General features: G+C 68.5%; 14 protein-coding genes and 2 pseudogenes. 12 read left to right on the top strand and 4 right to left on the bottom strand.

Features of this window, described 5'->3' with window-relative positions; translation table 11 throughout:
• Positions 1-10 precede the first annotated feature (10 nt).
• The 4 genes from ACWCXX_RS34790 (at position 11) to ACWCXX_RS34775 (ending at position 4,600) form a co-directional block, all read left to right on the top strand.
• The gene (locus tag ACWCXX_RS34790; protein WP_451134337.1) at positions 11-790 is read left to right on the top strand and encodes a transposase family protein; all 780 of its coding nucleotides are present in this window, start codon (positions 11-13) and stop codon (positions 788-790) included.
• A gap of 91 nt (positions 791-881) precedes the next feature.
• On the top strand, positions 882-1,139 hold the full coding sequence (locus tag ACWCXX_RS34785) for a hypothetical protein (RefSeq protein WP_451134335.1): 258 nt from the start codon (positions 882-884) through the stop codon (positions 1,137-1,139).
• 171 nt (positions 1,140-1,310) lie between these two features.
• Complete coding sequence (locus tag ACWCXX_RS34780; protein ID WP_451134333.1) at positions 1,311-3,758, top strand: GH92 family glycosyl hydrolase; 2,448 nt, start codon at positions 1,311-1,313, stop codon at positions 3,756-3,758.
• 362 nt (positions 3,759-4,120) lie between these two features.
• Positions 4,121-4,600 carry an HIT family protein gene (locus tag ACWCXX_RS34775; protein ID WP_451134331.1) on the top strand — a complete coding sequence of 160 codons (480 nt, stop codon included), beginning with the start codon at positions 4,121-4,123 and terminating at the stop codon, positions 4,598-4,600.
• A 95-nt stretch (positions 4,601-4,695) separates the two neighbouring features.
• On the opposite strand, the gene ACWCXX_RS34770 is transcribed toward ACWCXX_RS34775, so the two are convergent.
• Positions 4,696-5,169, bottom strand: a complete 474-nt coding sequence (locus ACWCXX_RS34770) for an N-acetyltransferase family protein (protein ID WP_451134329.1) — start codon at positions 5,167-5,169, stop codon at positions 4,696-4,698.
• Between the two features lie 79 nt (positions 5,170-5,248).
• Here ACWCXX_RS34770 and ACWCXX_RS34765 point away from each other — a divergent pair.
• The 5 genes and pseudogenes from ACWCXX_RS34765 to ACWCXX_RS34745 form a co-directional block, all read left to right on the top strand.
• A pseudogene (locus tag ACWCXX_RS34765) lies at positions 5,249-5,518 on the top strand (transposase family protein); the annotation flags it as partial.
• An 86-nt stretch (positions 5,519-5,604) separates the two neighbouring features.
• Positions 5,605-6,228 (top strand): transposase family protein, encoded by a 624-nt coding sequence (locus ACWCXX_RS34760; RefSeq protein ID WP_451134327.1) that lies wholly within the window; start codon positions 5,605-5,607, stop codon positions 6,226-6,228.
• Positions 6,229-6,286: 58 nt separating this feature from the next.
• Positions 6,287-7,543, top strand: a pseudogene (locus tag ACWCXX_RS34755) (IS256 family transposase).
• Between the two features lie 96 nt (positions 7,544-7,639).
• Positions 7,640-8,482 carry a hypothetical protein gene (locus ACWCXX_RS34750; RefSeq protein WP_451134325.1) on the top strand — a complete coding sequence of 281 codons (843 nt, stop codon included), beginning with the start codon at positions 7,640-7,642 and terminating at the stop codon, positions 8,480-8,482.
• Positions 8,483-8,565: 83 nt separating this feature from the next.
• The gene (locus ACWCXX_RS34745; protein ID WP_451134323.1) at positions 8,566-9,546 is read left to right on the top strand and encodes a phosphotransferase; all 981 of its coding nucleotides are present in this window, start codon (positions 8,566-8,568) and stop codon (positions 9,544-9,546) included.
• Here the strand turns inward: ACWCXX_RS34745 and ACWCXX_RS34740 are convergent.
• Both ACWCXX_RS34740 and ACWCXX_RS34735 read right to left on the bottom strand, forming a co-directional pair.
• A complete protein-coding gene (locus ACWCXX_RS34740) occupies positions 9,531-10,202 on the bottom strand; it encodes a hypothetical protein (protein ID WP_451134321.1) in 672 nt (223 codons plus the stop codon). The two genes, ACWCXX_RS34745 and ACWCXX_RS34740, sit on opposite strands and share 16 nt — an antisense overlap.
• Positions 10,199-11,710: a pyridoxal phosphate-dependent decarboxylase family protein gene (locus tag ACWCXX_RS34735; protein ID WP_451134319.1), complete on the bottom strand. Its 1,512-nt coding sequence runs from the start codon at positions 11,708-11,710 to the stop codon at positions 10,199-10,201. Before ACWCXX_RS34735 ends, ACWCXX_RS34740 begins: the two co-directional genes overlap by 4 nt.
• A 288-nt stretch (positions 11,711-11,998) precedes the next feature.
• Here ACWCXX_RS34735 and ACWCXX_RS34730 point away from each other — a divergent pair, with 288 nt between their 5' ends.
• Positions 11,999-13,363, top strand: a complete 1,365-nt coding sequence (locus tag ACWCXX_RS34730) for a Twin-arginine translocation pathway signal (protein WP_451134317.1) — start codon at positions 11,999-12,001, stop codon at positions 13,361-13,363.
• 65 nt (positions 13,364-13,428) lie between these two features.
• Here the strand turns inward: ACWCXX_RS34730 and ACWCXX_RS34725 are convergent, their stop codons facing one another.
• A complete protein-coding gene (locus tag ACWCXX_RS34725; RefSeq protein WP_451134315.1) occupies positions 13,429-14,262 on the bottom strand; it encodes a hypothetical protein in 834 nt (277 codons plus the stop codon).
• Between the two features lie 236 nt (positions 14,263-14,498).
• Here ACWCXX_RS34725 and ACWCXX_RS34720 point away from each other — a divergent pair, with 236 nt between their 5' ends.
• Together ACWCXX_RS34720 and ACWCXX_RS34715 are read left to right on the top strand one after the other, a co-directional pair.
• Entirely contained in the window at positions 14,499-14,861 is a 363-nt protein-coding gene (locus tag ACWCXX_RS34720) for a hypothetical protein (RefSeq protein WP_451134313.1), read from the top strand.
• A gap of 95 nt (positions 14,862-14,956) precedes the next feature.
• Entirely contained in the window at positions 14,957-15,748 is a 792-nt protein-coding gene (locus tag ACWCXX_RS34715) for a DUF6292 family protein (RefSeq protein WP_451134311.1), read from the top strand.
• Positions 15,749-16,752 lie beyond the last annotated feature (1,004 nt).

Below are 16,752 nucleotides of genomic sequence, written 5' to 3'. Positions count from 1 at the left end.
TTGTCCACCCATCCCCAAGCTCTCGGCTTCGCTCGAGCAGGGGAGACCCCATTCGATCGACCTGCCCAGTCGCACGTTGCGGTGCCTTGCCGGACACCTCGCTGTCCGGCAGGGGGAGATCGGGACCCGATGGCGGAGGCTCACCGCCGGACGGCAGGCCCTCCTCGCCCTGGCCCACCTGAGGTGCGGCGACACCTGCACCCAGCTCGCGGCCGGGTTCGGTATCGGCATCGCCACCGCGTACCGCTGCATACGCGAAGCCGTCGACGTACTGGCCGCCCTCGCGCCCACCCCGGCCGAGGCGATGTGCATCGCACGGACCAAGGCGTTCGTGATCCCGGACGGCACCCTGCTGCCGATCGACCGGATCGCCGCCGACACCCCGTACTACTCGGGCAAACACAAGCAGCACGGCGTGAACGTTCAAGTCCTCACCGACCCGTTCGGCCGCCTGCTGTGGGCCTCACCCGCACTTCCCGGCTCCACCCATGACCTGACCGCCGCCCGCACCCACGGCATCGTCGAAGCACTCACCGACGCCGGACTCAAGTGCTGGGCCGACAAGGCATACCAGGGCGCGGGCGGCTCCATCCGGGTGCCCTTCCGCGGCCGTCGCCTCAAACGGTGGCAGCGCCGCCACAACAACACACACGCCAAGATCCGCTGCCTCGGCGAGCAGGCCATGGCTACCCTGAAGGGCTGGCGCCTCCTACGGAAGCTCCGCTGCAGCACCAACCGCATCACCGCGATCGTCCAGGCCGTCCTCGTCCTTCACCACGCGTCAGCGTGAGGTTGGAAAAGGCTCACTGGAGATCGTCCATTTCACCGCGTTCCCTGTCCGAGCCGTCACCGCGCGGTGGGACGCGGCGACCGGGGAGCACGTGTACCCGGCCCCTGTCGACGACTTCAGACTCTCGCGGTTCGACCTCGTACGAACAGAGGCGCCGCGCGCGCTCACGGCCGACGCGCCCCAGATCGTGCTCTGTGTCCGGGGTGAAGCGACCGTCGCCTCGGAAAAGCACTCGCTGGGGCTCGGCCCCGGCCGCGCTGTGTACGCTCCCGCAGGCGACACACTCCGGCTCAGCGGAGAGGGAACGGTGTTCCGTGCTACGGCCGGACTCGCTCACGCAACCCCTTAACGAGCCCCCTCGCACCTCGACATGCCACGGTTCACGACGAATTCATCCGAAGTAACACCGGGGGCCTTGCCGTACCTGCGCGCCCTTTCTATCTTCACGATCGTTCCGGGAACTGGACTCCACAAGGACAGCCCGGAATACCAAGTACGCACAAAAAGGAAGTGCTTCATCATGCAAAAGTTCCGGAGAACACGGGACCGTCGTCCGGCCACCGCCGTCGCCGTGATCTCGGCAGGGCTGCTCCTCCCGCTCCTGGGAAGTCCCGCAGCAATCGCCGACTCCACCGCGGCGGCCCCGGTTCCTCACCCCGTTCAGTACGTGGACCCGCTCATCGGCACCAGCAACGGCGGCAACACCTACCCTGGCGCCAATGTGCCTTTCGGGATGATCGCCTGGTCGCCCACCAGCACCGCGGGCGACCAAACCAACACCGCCGCCGCCAACGGATACTCCTACAACACCACCCGCCTGCGGGGCTTCTCCCTCACTCACGTCAACGGCGCGGGGTGTCACCCCGGAGCAGCCGGTGACGTGCCCATCATGCCGTTCGCCGGCGCTGTCGATTCCTCACCCACCGCCGACACCAAGGACGCGAAGTACGCGGCGAACTTCTCGCACACCAACGAGACGGCCGATCCGGGCCGTTACCGGGTGGGTCTCGACTCGGGTGTCACCACCGACCTGGCGGTCAGCGAGCGAGCCGGCGTGGCCGACTTCACCTTCCCCAAGGACAAGCCCGCCAACCTGCTGTTCCGGGTCTCCAACTCCCTGAACGGCAGCGAGGACGCCCACGTCGACATCGACACCGCGCACAACAAGGTCACCGGCTGGGTGGAGACCGGCGCGTTCTGCGGCCGGCGCGCCAACGGCGGCACCCCCAACAACAACCGCAAGAGCTACTACCGCCTGTACTTCACCGCCGCCTTCGACCGCGGCTTCTCCGGCGTGGGGACCTGGCACGACGACCAGCTCTCCCCCGGGTCCACCAGCGCCGACGGCGGCGAGGGCTACCTGACCGGCGCGGCCCGGGCAGGCCGGGGCTCCGGCGGTTACGTCTCCTTCGACACGGCGGATGACAACGATGTCCGCATGCGCATCGGGATCTCGTACGTCTCCCTGGCCGGTGCGGAGGCGAACCTGCGCGGCGAGATCGCCCCGACCGCGGGCGTCGAGGACGTGGCGAAGGCCGGGAAGGGTGCCTGGGACCGTGCGCTGAAGTCCGTGAAGATCAGCGGGGGCGACGAGGCCCGCCGTACCGCTTTCTACACCGCCCTCTACCACGCTCTGCAGCAGCCCAACCTGATCAGCGACCGCGACGGCACCTATGTGGGCATGGACCGCAAGGTCCACGCGCTCGCACGCGGCCAGAAGGGGCAGTACAGCAACTTCTCCGGCTGGGACCAGTACCGGGCCCAGGTGCAGCTCCTCGCCCTGCTCGAACCACGCATCGCGGGCGACTTCGCCCAGTCGCTGTACAACTTCGCGCAGCAGAACGGCGGGGTCTGGGACCGCTGGGTGCACATCAGCGGCGCCACCCACGTGATGACCGGCGATCCCTCGGCGGCCACCCTGGCGACGTTCTACGCCATGGGCGTGCGCAACTTCGACGTCCAGGGTGCTTTCGACTCCCTCTACCGCCAGGCCACCGTGCCGCACCCCTCCGGGCTGTCGGACGCCGGCTGCCCGGGCCAGTGCGAGGGTAATCGTCCCAACCTCGCCCAGTACATGAAGTCCGGCTACGCCGCCCAGGATCAGTGCCACTGCTGGGGCGGCGCCGCCGAGACACTCGAGGACTCCGTCGCCGACGCGGCTCTCGCACAGTGGGCCAAGCAGCTGGGCCGCGACGAGGAGTACAAGACGCTGAGCGAGCGCGGCGGTTACTGGCGGAACGTGTTCAACCCCGCCGCCACCCCGACCGCCGGCTACATCCAGGCCCGCAACGCCGACGGTTCCTGGGTGACCCCGTTCACCCCCGCCTCCCAACTCGGCTTCGCCCAGGGCAGCGCCGCCACCTATCTGTGGATGGTGCCGCAGGACGTCCAGGGGCTCGCCACCGCCATGGGCGGACACGACAAGACAGCGGCCCGCCTGGACGACTTCTTCCACAAGCCCGACGGCTCCTGGTCCATCCGCGGCGGCGACGCGCTGCGCTACGACCCCACCAACGAGCCGGGCATCCACGCTCCGTGGCTGTACAACGCACTCGGCAAGCCGTGGAAGACCCAGGAAACCGTCCGCCAGATCCTCGACACCGTGTACGGGACGGGTCCCGCAGGCCTCCCCGGCAACGACGACCTCGGCACCATGTCGGCGTGGTACGTCTTCGCGGCGCTCGGCATCTACCCGAAGGCGCCGGGCTCGGCCGACCTGCTGCTGGGCACTCCGGTCTTCCCGCACGCCGTCATCGCGGGCGCCGGGAACCGGGAGGAGATCACGATCGACGCACCCCAGGCATCCCGCACCAACCTGTACGTGGACTCGGTGAGCCTCGACGACAGGAAGCACGAGTCCTCCTGGGTGGACGGCTCGTTCGTGCGCCGAGGCGGCTCCCTGTCGTTCGAGCTGAGCGACCGCGCCGACACCGGCTGGGCGACCGACCCGGGTGCCCTGCCTCACTGATTCCATCCGGTGAGTGAAGGCCGCCCATCTATCGACCGGAGGCCCAAGTATCGGTCGACGTCACCATCACACTGTGGCTTCGACCGGTACGGGCTCGGGCGGGAGCGTCAGCAGCAGTCGGATCCGGAGGGACAACCGCACGCGTCCGCTGCCGCAGAGACTGCCCCGGCTGTAGGCGCAGCAAGGAATGCGCAGCAGCCTTTGCCCTGCCAGGCGGCGCGGCCTTCCTTGACGCCGACGGCGGCGATGACGAGGGCGCGAATGGAGCGTTCGGCCTCGCCTGTGCCGGTCAGCGCGCGGACGATGACATGGGCAGCGAGCGCGAAGAGCAGCCCTTGATCACCGGCATGTAGGTTCTGGCCATGACTGGTGATTGGCGTATGGACCGGATCGGGACGGCTCTGCGGGGTGAGAACCCCACTGTCTTGCGGCGGTTGACGTCGGGGTTCGCGGTGATCGGGGACGTTCAGTTCCTGCCGGGATACTCGGTTCTTCTCGTGGATGAACCGAATGTGCAGCGGCTGTCCGACCTGCCGAAGGCAAAGCGGCTGTCGTTCCTGTCTGATATGGACCAGCTTGGTGAAGCGGTTGAGCGGGCCTGTCGGCGGCTGGACCCGGCTTTCCGACGAGTGAACCTGGAGATCCTGGGGAACACTGACCCGTTCCTGCATGCGCATGTGTGGCCGCGGTTCGAGTGGGAGCCGGCCGATGTGGTGGGTACTCCGGTGTGGCTCTATCCGCGTGAACGGTGGAGTGACGAGCAGTTCGGGCTCGGTCCGCAGCATGATGTGCTGCGGGAAGCGATCAGCAGCGAACTGGACCAGTTGCGCTCGATGGCCTGACAGCGGTGGGTCCGCCGGCCGTCAGGTCGGCGGGCCCGGTCATCGGTGACGGTTATGACTTGGGGAGCAATTGCCGGTGATGGGACGGCTGGCCGTCAGGGTTGAGCTGTTTCGAACGGCAGACCATGGTGGAAGACGACCCTGGCTTGGCCGGGACCGTTGTAGTCATCGACGATCTTCACATCGAAGCCGAGGCGGCGATGGAATGCGATCGAGCTGGTGTTGCCGGGTGAGGTGATCGCCTTCAATCGCAGCGCGCCTTGACTGTGCGCGGCGGCGGCGAATGCCGTGTACAGGCGGCGTCCGAGGCCGGTGCCACGGGCATCGTCTCGGGTGGCGATCAGGTGGACGTACCCGGTGCCGCTCGGGGCGACGAATCCGATGACGTACCCGTGGATACCGTCATCGGCTCGGGCGACCAGACAGGTTTCACCGAACTCGTGCACCAGCGCCAGAAGGTGCAGCGACCGGAGGTCGCGGTCTCCCCAGTATCGGGGGTGATCAGCAAGAACCTGGTGGATGTCCGTCATGTCGGCCGGGATGATCTGTGCGCGCATGGCGAGAATCATGGCAGGCGACCTGCCCGGTTGAGGAGGAAAGGGCTGGCCGGGCCGTGACATGGCAAGGGCCGCACGGGTTGGGTGAGTTGTGACGCTTACCTGGGCCCGTGCGGCCTGTTCCCATCCTGCCCTGTCCGGGGTCTTACGCGCGCACTTCGGCGAGTTGCTCGAAGAGCTGGCCCCGAAATGGGAAGCCGCCCGGGAATCGGCACTGCGCGAACGGCGCGGCGGGGACCGGCGGCGGGCGGCCGGAGCCGGTCCCAAACCGCGCCTGGTGTTCGCCGACCGGCTTTTGGCCACGCTGGTACACCTGCGCCTGGAGCTGCCGCACGCGGCGCTGACCCAGTTGTACGGGGTGGACCGCTCCACCGTGTCCGGGGCGATCCGCGAAGTCCGACGGCTGCTGGCCTCCTGTGGATTCGCCGTCCCCGACACCGCCCCGGATTGCGACTGCGCACGCTGGAGGACCTGTTCGCCTGCGCCGCCGCCGAGGGAGTGGATGTGCGGATCGACGGCACGGAGGTGCAGGTCCGCCGCCCGCGCGCGGGACGCCCCGGCCGCAAGGCGTTCGTCTCCGGCAAGAAGAAGCAGAACACCATCAAGACCACCACCTTCAGCGACGGCCAAGGCCGCACACTATTCAGCGGCATCGTGCGGCCGGGCCGGATGCACGACCAGACAGCCACCCGCACCGAGGGCATCGCCGAACAGTTCCGCCAGCACCCGACCGTGAAGGCCGAGGTCGACGAGGGCTACCGAGGCCTGGCCAACGAGTTCCCCGGCCAGGTCAGCGCCCCACCGAAGAAGCCGAAGGACGACGCCCCGCTGGGCGAGCAGCACGCCTGGCGCGAGCAGCGACGCCGCCAGTCCTCGGCACGCATCCGCGTCGAGCACGCCAACGCCGCACTCAAGCAGTGGCGGCCTCTTCAGCGGTTCACCGGGCGGCGCGAGACGTATGCCAAGACCCTGTCCCGCTCGGAAACACGATTCTGGAGCAATGCTCAGAACTTGTGGATCTGCCTGGGGCGGGGGCCTCGTGAAGCGTGGAGGGCGTACCTTCCCGGGTGATCGACTCAAGGTCACCGAGTAGGCCCGCGTTGCGAACGTGGGCTGGGAAGGCACGCCCGTGCTCAGCGTAGTGAACGAAGACGGCATCACCGAGACTGATACTTCTTTGATCGATGAGATCGTTCGGGAAGGCGCCCGGCGGATGCTCGCCGCCGCCCTGGAGGCGGAGGTCGAGCAGTACATAGCCGAGCTTGCCGGTCGGCGGGACGAGGCCGGCCGTCGGCTGGTGGTCCGCAACGGCCGTCACCGGCCGAGGACCGTCACCACTGCTGCCGGGCCCGTCGAGGTGGCGGCGCCGCGGGTCAACGACCGGCGGGTCGACGCCGAGACGGGTGAGCGCAAACGGTTCTCTTCGAAGATTCTGGCGCCGTGGTGCCGGAAGTCTCCGAAGGTCAGTGAGGTCCTGCCGCTGCTCTACCTCCATGGCCTGTCCTCGGGCGACTTCGTGCCCGCACTCGAGCAGTTCATGGGCGGCACGGCCGGTCTGTCGCCGGCGACGGTGACCCGGCTGACGAAGCAGTGGACCGCCGAGCACGCCACCTTCCAGACTCGTGACCTGGCCGGATCCGACTACGTGTATGTGTGGGCCGACGGTATCCACCCCAAGATCCGGCTCTCTCAGGTGCATTCCTGCCTGCTGGTCTTGATGGGTGTGCGCGTGGATGGCACCAAGGAGCTGATCGCGGTCGACGAGGGGCTGCGGGAGTCGACCGAGTCGTGGGCGGATCTGCTGCGGGACTGCCGCCGGCGCGGCATGCGCGATCCGATGCTCGTGGTCGGGGACGGAGCGATGGGGCTGTGGTGAGTTCTGGCGGAGGTGTTCCCGCAGGCCAGACACCAAAGGTGTTGGGTTCACAAAACCCGCAATGTCATGAGCGCACTGCCGAAGTCCGCGCAGCCGGGAGCGAAGAAGGCGCTGCAGGAGATCTGCAACGCTGAGGACCGCGACCATGCCGAGAAGGCGGTCACGGCGTTCGAGAAGGCGTACGGGGCGAAGTGGCCCAAGGCCACGGCGAAGGTCACCGGTGAGGTGGACGAACTGCTGGCGTTCTACGACTTCCCGGCCGAGCACTGGATCCACCTGCGGACCACGAACCCGATCGAGTCGACCTTCTCCACGGTCAAGCTCCGGACCAAGGTCACCCGCGGCGCCGGCAGCCCCGCTGCCGCCCTCGCCATGGTCTTCAAGCTCGTCGAGTCCGCCCAGGCACGCTGGCGAGCCATCACCGCACCCCACCTCGTCGTCCTGGTCTGGGCCGGAGCCCATTTCGAGCGGGGCATCCTGGCCGAACGCGAGCAGACCGCCGCGGCCTGATCGCGATGTCCAGATCCATCCAACTCCCGCATGGTGACCATGCAGGGGGCGTCAATTGGGTGGCATCCTGCTGCCGACGCCTGCAATTCTGACTGAGTGTCCGATCGTGCGAACTTTGTCGTTGTCCGCGAAAGCGGTGAGTGTGAGCTGTATCTCTCCCGCTGGGGTGCGGATGGTCTCGACCTCGACCTGCTGGCGGGACCGACCGAAGCGCTCTCGATGGTCCAGCGCCTGGGGGCGGACGGCTGGTGGCTGGACGACGTGTTCTGCCAGGGAGCGGCGCTGATCGACCTCGGCCGGAAGGTGCTGCTGCTGTTCGCCTGGGACGGGCCGAGCACCGTGATGCGGTACCGGGCCGCGACCCTGGAACTGCTGCGGGAAGCCTGGCCGGGGTGGGACGTGCGGTGGGCATACGACGGCCCCGCCGAGCTGCGGACTTACCTGGGACTTGACCCGGAACACGTGCGTGACCGCGGGCGCGACACTTACTGCGGACCGTTACTGGACCCGGAGGACGAGGACCTGGCGGACCTCGAACCGATGGCCGCGGTGGTGACTGTCGGGTCTGACCGCTGCTACGTGGTGGCGAACGTGGCCGACCACCCGATCCGGGAGGGGACCGCACTGCTCGACCGGCTGTTGGGCGGCCCCGAACACGGATTGTGCCGAGTATCCGCCGATGCCGGCATCCACATCGATCCGCTGCAGCGCCGGGTCGGCTGGTGGGTGCTGGGGGCGGCAGCCGAAGCATACGAGATGCCAAAGCGATGGCCAGGCTGGACGGTGGAGTTCTGGCAGGACTCCTGGCAGAAGCATGTCCGGCTCGCCCCGGGCCAGTTCCAGCCTCCACCGGTCGACCACGAGCGTGCCCCGGCAGAAGTCCGGACAGCTGCCGAACGACGACGGGAGGCCCGTCAGAATCAAGCGCCAGAAACCTGAGGCTGGCCAAGATCACTTGGCGAACGATCACGATCGATGCCAAGGGGCGCCAATCCACAAGTTTTGACAATTGCTCGTCGATCTTGACGTCCCGCACATCGTCCAAGCAAGCGAAGGGGATCTTCGTGAACACCGTTTCGGTACGGGCGCGGTGGGATGATCTGCCGCTTGAGGTGCAGGCTGCAGTGCAGGAGCGGCTCGGCTCATCGGTGGTGGAGGTCTTCTATCCAAAGGGTGGCTTCACGCAGGGGCTTGCAGTGCGGGTGGGGTGCGCGGACGGCAGTGAGGTGTTCCTCAAGGCAGTCGGCCTCGCCGCGCGCATGGCGTCGCACTACCGGGCGGAAGCGGTTGTCGGGAAGTACTTGTCGACTGTGGTCGCGCCCCGGCTCGTGTGGTCGGTGGAGGTGGGCGGATGGATCGTCAACGCCTTCGAGCCGGTCCGGGGTCGGGAGCCCGATCTGCGGCCCGGGTCTGCGGACCTGAACGGTGTCCTGGACGCGGTTGGTGCGCTGGAGCAGGAGCTGACGCCGTGCCCTGCTCCAGGTGTCGGGCCGGTCAGGGAGACGCTGGCCTCGTTGGCCGGCCACTGGGCCCGGCTCGCTGCCGCCCCGGCCGGGTCTGAGGAGCAGAGCTCCTGGGCCGCGTCACGGAGTGCCCGGCTGGTGGAGCTGGACGACCCTGACCGGCTGGTGAAGGAGAGTGTCGGGGACACGCTGGTTCACTGTGATCTGCGTGCGGACAACATGCTCGCGGAGACCGGCACAGGACGGATTCGGATCCTGGACTGGTCCTGGGGCGCGCGTGGTGCGGCGTGGGTGGATGCGGCGTTCTTCGTTCCTCAGTTGATCCTTGCTGGGCACAGCCCGGGCGGGGCGGAGGCGGCGCTGGCTTCCCGGGTGCCGGCCTGGCGGGTGGTGGATCCCGAGGTGGTGAGTGTGTTCGCGGTGGCGATCACCGGCTACTGGTCCTGGCACCACGCACACGGCCCCGGGGGTGCGCTGGGTGCGTACCGGGGCCGGGCGGCGGAGGCCGGCAGGCGGTGGGTCGACTACCGGCTCGGCTGAGGTGCGGGGGTGCGGTGGTGGTCGGTCAGGCCGCGGTTGAGGACGGACAGCAGGTGCGGGGGCACGAGGTAGCCGAGGTAGTCCTTCCCGGTGCGGCCGTCGGGGGCCCGCCACAGAGCCGTCCATGCCTCCTGGAGGGTTGGGGGGCCGTCGTGGGCGGTCAGGGACTGGGCGAGGGTGGCGGCGGAGCGTTCCGCGGTGCGCACCTGCCGGTAGTAGGCGGTGAGGTTCCCGCCGAGGAAGACGTGGGGGCTGGTGAGTACGTTGAAGACCAGGCGCAGCCGGAAGGTGTCGGTGCTCAGGAACCAGGCTTCGCGGACTGTCGGGGGCGGGGTGCCCCAGCAGGTTTGGAATCCGGCGAGGGTGGCGGCCAGGTCGACTTGGTCGCTGGTGGCGTACAGCTTCACGGCGTAGGGGACTTCCTCGTCCAGGTCCAGGCCGTGCCGGTGGTGCAGTGCCACGACTGCGGCAGTGAGCGCGGCCAGGTCGGCGTCGTCCAGTGGGTGGCGGCCGGTGTAGAGGAGGTCGAGGTCTGAGGTGGGTTGGTGTGTGTTGGTGGCGTGGGATCCGTAGGCGAGTGCGTAGCCGTCGGGGTCGGGCAGCAGGTCGGCTGCTTCCAGCAGGAGCGTGGGGGCCGGGGTCGGTGCGGGGGTCACCGGGATGCCTCCTGGCCCAGGCGGGTGACGTAGTCCAGGACGTCGTGCATGTGGGTGGTGGTGATGCGGGGGTTGATGGACATGAACCGCAGCGGGGCCAGGACGGCTCCGCGCCGGATGTGTCCGGGGTCGTCGGGGAGGGTGAACTGGTGCAGGTGCCAGCGGCCTTCGTCCATCAGGCGGTGGTGGATGGCCCGGTTCACCTCGTTGAGCCGGGCCACCTGTGTGTCGGTGGCGTTGCCGGGGTGGGTTCCGGGCGGCAGGTAGCAGAACGCCACCGCGCACAGGTCCGGGTCGTGCAGCCGTATCAGTTGCGGGTGGGCGTCCACGAGCGCCGTGAACGGTTTTGTGCGGTCCAGACGTTCGTCCATCATCCGGGTCAGTCCCTGTCGGCCCTGGGAGCGCAGTGCGGCCCAGGCGCGCAGGCTGGTCCACTCCTTGGTGCCGAGCTGCGGGGTGACCTGTCCGAAGGCGTAGTCCTCTTGCATGATCAGGTCGGAGTAGGAGGAGACCATGCGCAGGGAGGCCGGGTCGCGTACGAGGAGCGCGGATGTGGCGTAGGGGACGTTGAGGACTTTGTGGGGGTCGACGGTGACGGAGTCGAACAGGTCGATGCCGTCGAGGAGGTGGTGGCGGCGTGGGGTGAGTGCGGCCATCAGGCCCCAGCAGGCGTCGGCGTGGAGCCATACGGAGGGGTCTGCTGTGCGGACGGTGTCGTGGACGGCTCGCAGGTGGTCGATGGTCTGGGTGCGGGAGTCGCCGGCGTAGGCGACGACTCCCATCAGGCGGCCGGTGTGTTCCTTGAGGGCGCGGGCGAGGGCGGTCAGGTCGTAGCGGAAGTGGTCGGTGTCGACTTCGATGAGGTGGGTGCCGCAGCCGGTCCATGCGGCCGCGCTCTTGACGCTGTAGTGGCCGACTCCGCGGGGCACGACGAGCCCGAAGCGGTCCGGGTCGCGGACGCCGTCGGCAAGGGTGCCGGGAACCGTGTGCTCGCGGGCGAGCATCATCGCGGTGGTGTTGCTGCCGGTGCCGCCGTAGGTGGTGATTCCTCCGGCCTCCCACACCGACGTGACCTCGGAGGCTGGCACCGTGGGGTAGCCGATCAGTTCGCGCAGCCACCGGATCACGGTGATCCCCGCCATGGTTCCGGACGGGGAGCAGAAGGACTGGTTGATCAGGTTCTGCTGGGCCAGGACCGCGAAGACTCCGGCGACCAGGGAGGCGGGGTCGGCGCCGGTGTCGCCGAAGCCCATGAAGCGCGGGCTGTTCATGTTCACGCAGTACGGCAGCAGGCGCTGCGAGATGTCCTCCCAGATGGCCTGTGCGGTGGCCGGCTGGTCGGGCAGGTCTTCCAGCAGCAGGTCGCGCAGCGCGTGCGGGGTGGCCCGGCGGGCGAACACGTCCTCGCTGTTCTTGAAGGCCAGCCCTTGGGCGATGACCTCCTGAAGGAGCGGAGCGAGCGCGGTGAGCGGGGCGGGTTCGGTGAGCGGGCTGGGTGTCGACGGCATCTCTATCCTCCAGCGGCAGGTCAGAGAGGAACCAGGGGCCGGCCTCCTGCCCGGGTCAGGGGCAGAAGGCGGCTGGACTCCCAGCTTCACGCGGGTCCTGGTGGCCCGTCATTGAGGTGCTCGCGGCTCATCATTGCGGGCCGCCCGCAATGACAGGGGTTCTCCCGGGCAGGGCCGCGGATCGGTAGCGTGGACGGGCTGGCTCGCCATTCGTACGGGGGTACGCCCATGGCCACAGTGACCCGGTCGAGACGCTCTCAGATTCAGCGTGAAGCCGCCCAGATCCGCATGCGCGGCCAGCGCCGGCAGCACGACACCGCACGCATCGCCCGCACCATCCAAGACGCACTGACCGAGGTGAGCGCCCTGGAGGCGTGGCGGTTCGCCCTGGGGTGGTCCCGATCCCAGAGCGTCGCTCAGGTCGCCGGGCTCTACGCCGCCGACGGTCTCCTCCCGCCGGGGCTGTCGGAACCGATGCTGTGCCGGTGGGAACACGATGCGGACGAGTGGCCCGGTCCGGAGTACACGGTGATGCTGTGCCGGGCCTACGGCGCCCGCCCCGAGCAGCTCGGCCTCGCCCGCTGCCTCGCGCCGCATACGAATGATCTCTTCGGCCGGGCGGTGATCCGGTACGGTCGGCCTGAGATGACCGCGTACCCGAGTGGCTCGTGGGAAGGGATGGGGCTGATGACTACCGCAGCCGGTTTGCCCGCTGTCCGAGAATCACTCCACCTCGCTCTGCTCGCCGACCCGATGGGCAGCGTCGGGACTGCTGAGCTGGCCGAAGCGGCCGTCGAGCACTACGCGCTGAACTACTCCAAGCACCCGCCGCAGATCCTGTTCAACGAAGTCCACGAGGTCCGCCAGCTCCTCACCCCGGTCGTCCAGGCCGGACCCGGTACTTCGTACGGGGTCGATATCCAGCGGCAGGTCGGCTGGCTCTCGGCGCTCCTGGGGAATCTGGCTTTCCACCTGGACGATCTGGCCGGGGCCCGTACGCACCTGTCCGCGGCAGGGGCCTGGGGTGAACGCACCGGTGATGTCCGTCTGTCCGCGTGGGCGTGGGGCGCGCGCAGCATGGTCGCCCGTACCACCGGCCGTTACGACGCCGCTCTCTCCCATGCCGAACGCGGTGCCCGTCTCGCCCCGGCCGGCCTGGCCCGGGCACAGCTGCACGCCTGGGCGCTGCTGCTGGCCCTTGCCCGCCTGCACCGCGCCGACGAGGCCGACCAGGCCCTGCGCACAGCGCTGGCGGAACTGGAGGCCGACCCGTCAGGCACTGCGCCGGGCAGGTTCGGGTTCGACGAACCCGAACTCGCCCTCCACCAGGCCGAAGCCGACCTCGCCCTTGGGCGGCACCAGCAGGCCCGTACCCGCGCCGAGGCATCCTGCGCGGCATGCCCGGACGGTACGGGCGGCTGGGCGGCAGCCACCCTCGTCCTCGCCCAGGCCGAAGCGGCCGGCTCCCCGCAGGACGCCGTCCAGCGTGCCCTGCACGTCCTGGACCACGTCCCCGCCGCCCGGCTCCGCTCCACCGCCCGCACCCGCCTCCACCAACTCGCCACCGCACTCCCCACCCACCACGCAACCGACCTCACCGAACGCCTCCACACACTCCCCGCCGCCATCGACCACCACGGACACGCCCTCTGACTGCTCCGCTCGCTGCGTACAAACCCCTGGGGTCTCGTACGCAGCAAGCGGAGCTGGGACTTCGGTCAGACCGGCACCCAAGACGTGATCGTGAGAATGGTCCAGCCGGAACGCGTCCAGCGGTACACGGACCTGTCGGCGGTCAGCGAACCGAACCAGATGGTGTGGATGCTGTCCGGCACGTCGGGGCTGTCAGCCGGAACGAATCCCTGCCGGAGTGCCATGGCGACGTCGAGCTGGCCATGATCAGCCCAAACAAAGAGATGTCCTTCGCGATCGGTGTGCCGGGCGAGCTTCTCGACCTTGTTCGCCCCCTGCTTGGAGCTGAGGAAGACGTCGATATGGGGGGAGATCGTGTCGGCGGTGGAGCGAGCAACCCCGGCGCCCGATACGAAGTAGAAGATCTGGCCTGACGACTTGTCGCTCCGTATCCGTTGAGCACTCACGATCTTGAAGTTCGCGAGCTTGCGGAGGTTCTCCGCATGTTGCGGCGTGGGGAACTCACCGAATGGGGTGCTGTCGTTCCAGCCGTTCAGGCCGATCTTGTCCACGTCTTCCCGCTCCAGGCGCTGGAGAAGTTCGACCAGTCCTGCAGCCGACTTCTTGACCTGCGTCCCAGGGGTGAACTGGACCATCCAGTCGCCTTGCAGCCCCGGGGTCGGCCCACCGTAACGCTGTTCAAGAGCGTCCCAGAGCCTCTGGCCCTTCGGGTCGGTCATGGAAGACACCTCGAGCGCGACCTTCGGCCCGGCGCCGTCAATCGGATCGAGGAGAAAATCCACCTTGCCGTTCTCGGCCTGGTCGTCACAGTCGAACCGGCAGGTCCCCAGGACCTCGTTGACCGCAGCCTCTGCCCGGAGCTCGTCCGGCGGCAGCTGCACCGTCTCCTTCTGCTTCATGCTGCTGACGGTAGGGCAGCGACGGCCCAGGGAACGAGCCGTTTGCCGTACGAGCGGGAGCCAGGATGTGCTGCCGGACCAGCCCCAGCAGTTTCGCCCAAGCGCGGGTGGGGCACCCGGGCCTTAGCATGTCGTACCCGCTCGGCTGCTTTTCCCCGAGTCCGCTTCTCCACTGATCGCGAGAGAGCAGAATCGGAGTGTCGGCGCGACCAGCGGCACAGGAGGGGCAGGGACTCATGGGGATGCAGGATGTGTGGGTGCGGGCGCAAAGCGTCGTGTCTGGCAGCCGGGTGGTTCGGGCCGACACCATCGTGCAGGTCAGGTGGGAGCGCAGTGCCTCCCAGTACCTCACCCTCGTCGTCAAGGGCGGTGACGAGGTCCACCACCAGGCGCGCCCCCACCGGTCGGGGGCCCAGCCACTCACCGAAGCAGACGGCACCACGCTGGCCGACGGATTGCTGTCAGCTATGGCCTCGACCGCAGCTCTGCCGGGCAGTCACCTTCTCGTCCTCCACGAGGTGGGCGACACCGCGCCGAACGGCACCGGCCTGCAGTGGTGCCGCGCCGCCATGAACGACGCCGACGCGCCCGCCTTCTGACAGGCAGGCCGGTGCCTGCGACTCTATCGTCAGGCGGTTTTGGTGGCGCGTAGCCATGAAAGCATCATGCGACCGACTTGAGGAAGGAGCCTCCGTTGGGTTCCGAGATCAACCCCCGGCTCTCCGCCGAGCTGGACCGCCATGCCGGGCACTACGCCGCAGCCGTCGCGGAAGTGCTGCTGAAGGAAGGGCTGCCGGTAAGCGGCATCAATAGCTGCGGCCCCTACGACGATCCGGAGGATCCGTACTTCGATGTCCATGCCGGAGTCGACTTCACGCAGTCGTTTCAGGACCAGTACGGCGGTGACTGCGGACTGCACTGGGCTGGCTCATCCGGCTGGTGCTTCTACCGGGTGACCGACGAGAGCGAGTATCTGAAGGGAGCCAGGTGGCTGGGGGCCGGCCTCTTGCCCGAGCCACGGCGCGTCGCCGCGTTCCTGGACACCATCCGCCTCGACCCCGACGAGGCGGGTAGCGTGGAGCGGCCCTACTACCGAAAGGACGGGGAAGGGTTCCCCGAACTCCTCAAGCGTCTGCGTATCTACCTCCCTGCCGCGTTCTCCACCAACCCTTCGGGCCGGGTCGGCTGGGCGCGTGAGAAGGCCTGGGAAGCACATGTATACAGGGCCCTGACCCAGCCTGGTTCAGCTTTCCCCATCCATGTGCCCCTCCGCCAGGGCGAGCTCGATGCCATCCTGCACGTGCTGGAGTACAGCGAGAGCAGCCGCAACCCGTTCATCCGGCTCCTCGCCGCAGACATCAGGGCACGGGCCGGCAGCCCGGCGGAGACGGCCCTGCTCCACGAGAGCGCATTGCAGGAGGCTCAGCGACGCCAACGCGTCCGCGACGAAAGAGGCCGACAAGGTGACTCCGGGGCAGCCTCGTAAGCAGCCCGGCCCCAAGCCAGCTGGTCTGGTTCCTCTTCCTCCTGTGGTTCGGCCGCCCGGGCCACCCCGTGCCGTGCTCAGGCTGTCGTTTCGCCCGCCGTGCCCCACCGGCCGACGAACTCCTCCAGGGCGCGGCGCTGGAGTTCGGCCGGCTCCAGCGCCTCCACCTCCCACTGCACCGGGCGGGTGGGGTCGAAGCCGTAGCGGTGAGCGAAGGCCGGCCACCTCGGGCCGCCGCTCTTGCCCTCGGTCGCCGGGAGCCCGTACGCACGGACCCGCTCGTAGGGGGGCAGGACTGGGGAAGAGACAGTGTTCTAACGGTGCAGTATTCGAGTTGAGCGGGGAACCGGTGGTTACGCAGAGGCGTCTTGTGCTACCAGTGGGTTCATCCAATGCTGCTGAGAGCGGGCGTTCGTCGGCTACTGGGAGGGGGCAGGTGGGCGTGTCGCGACGTAGGAAGATCACGGTCATGGTGGTCGCGGTTGTGTTGACCGTATCGACGCCGTTCTTCTGACTGCTGGACAGTCCGGATACCGGCCAGCTGGTTGCCGCCTCGGTCCAGGGCGCCACTGGTATTGGCGCCCTGGTGTGGGCCTTGATGCAGTCCTCCGCCAACCCACAAGACGAGATTGCGGCGGTCGACACCGGGAAAGCCAAGGCCACTGGTGGAGGCCGGGCGTCCACCGGCGTGCGACGCCCGCAGGAGGCCGGGAGCAAGCCCATTCGGGCGGAACGGACCGGGGACGCTACCGCGGACGGGCCCGGCAGCAGCGCAAGCACGGGCGTCGACTTCAGCTGACCGGGCCGGGACGGCCACAGCATGCAGGAGGATCTTCGTCCGATGGTGAGATGGCCCAAACGCCGCCCCGACCCGGACGGTGACCCCAGCGCTGCTCCCGAGACCGCAGACGCAACGCCTGGGCCGTCAGTAGCCGCCGCAGACACCGGTGATGCCACCGCCCGCGACGGCGCCACGGCGGTATCTGGCTACACCGGACCTGGTC

This window comes from Streptomyces sp. NPDC001732 (genome assembly GCF_053596315.1).
This window is presented reverse-complemented; position numbering and strand designations above follow the sequence as displayed.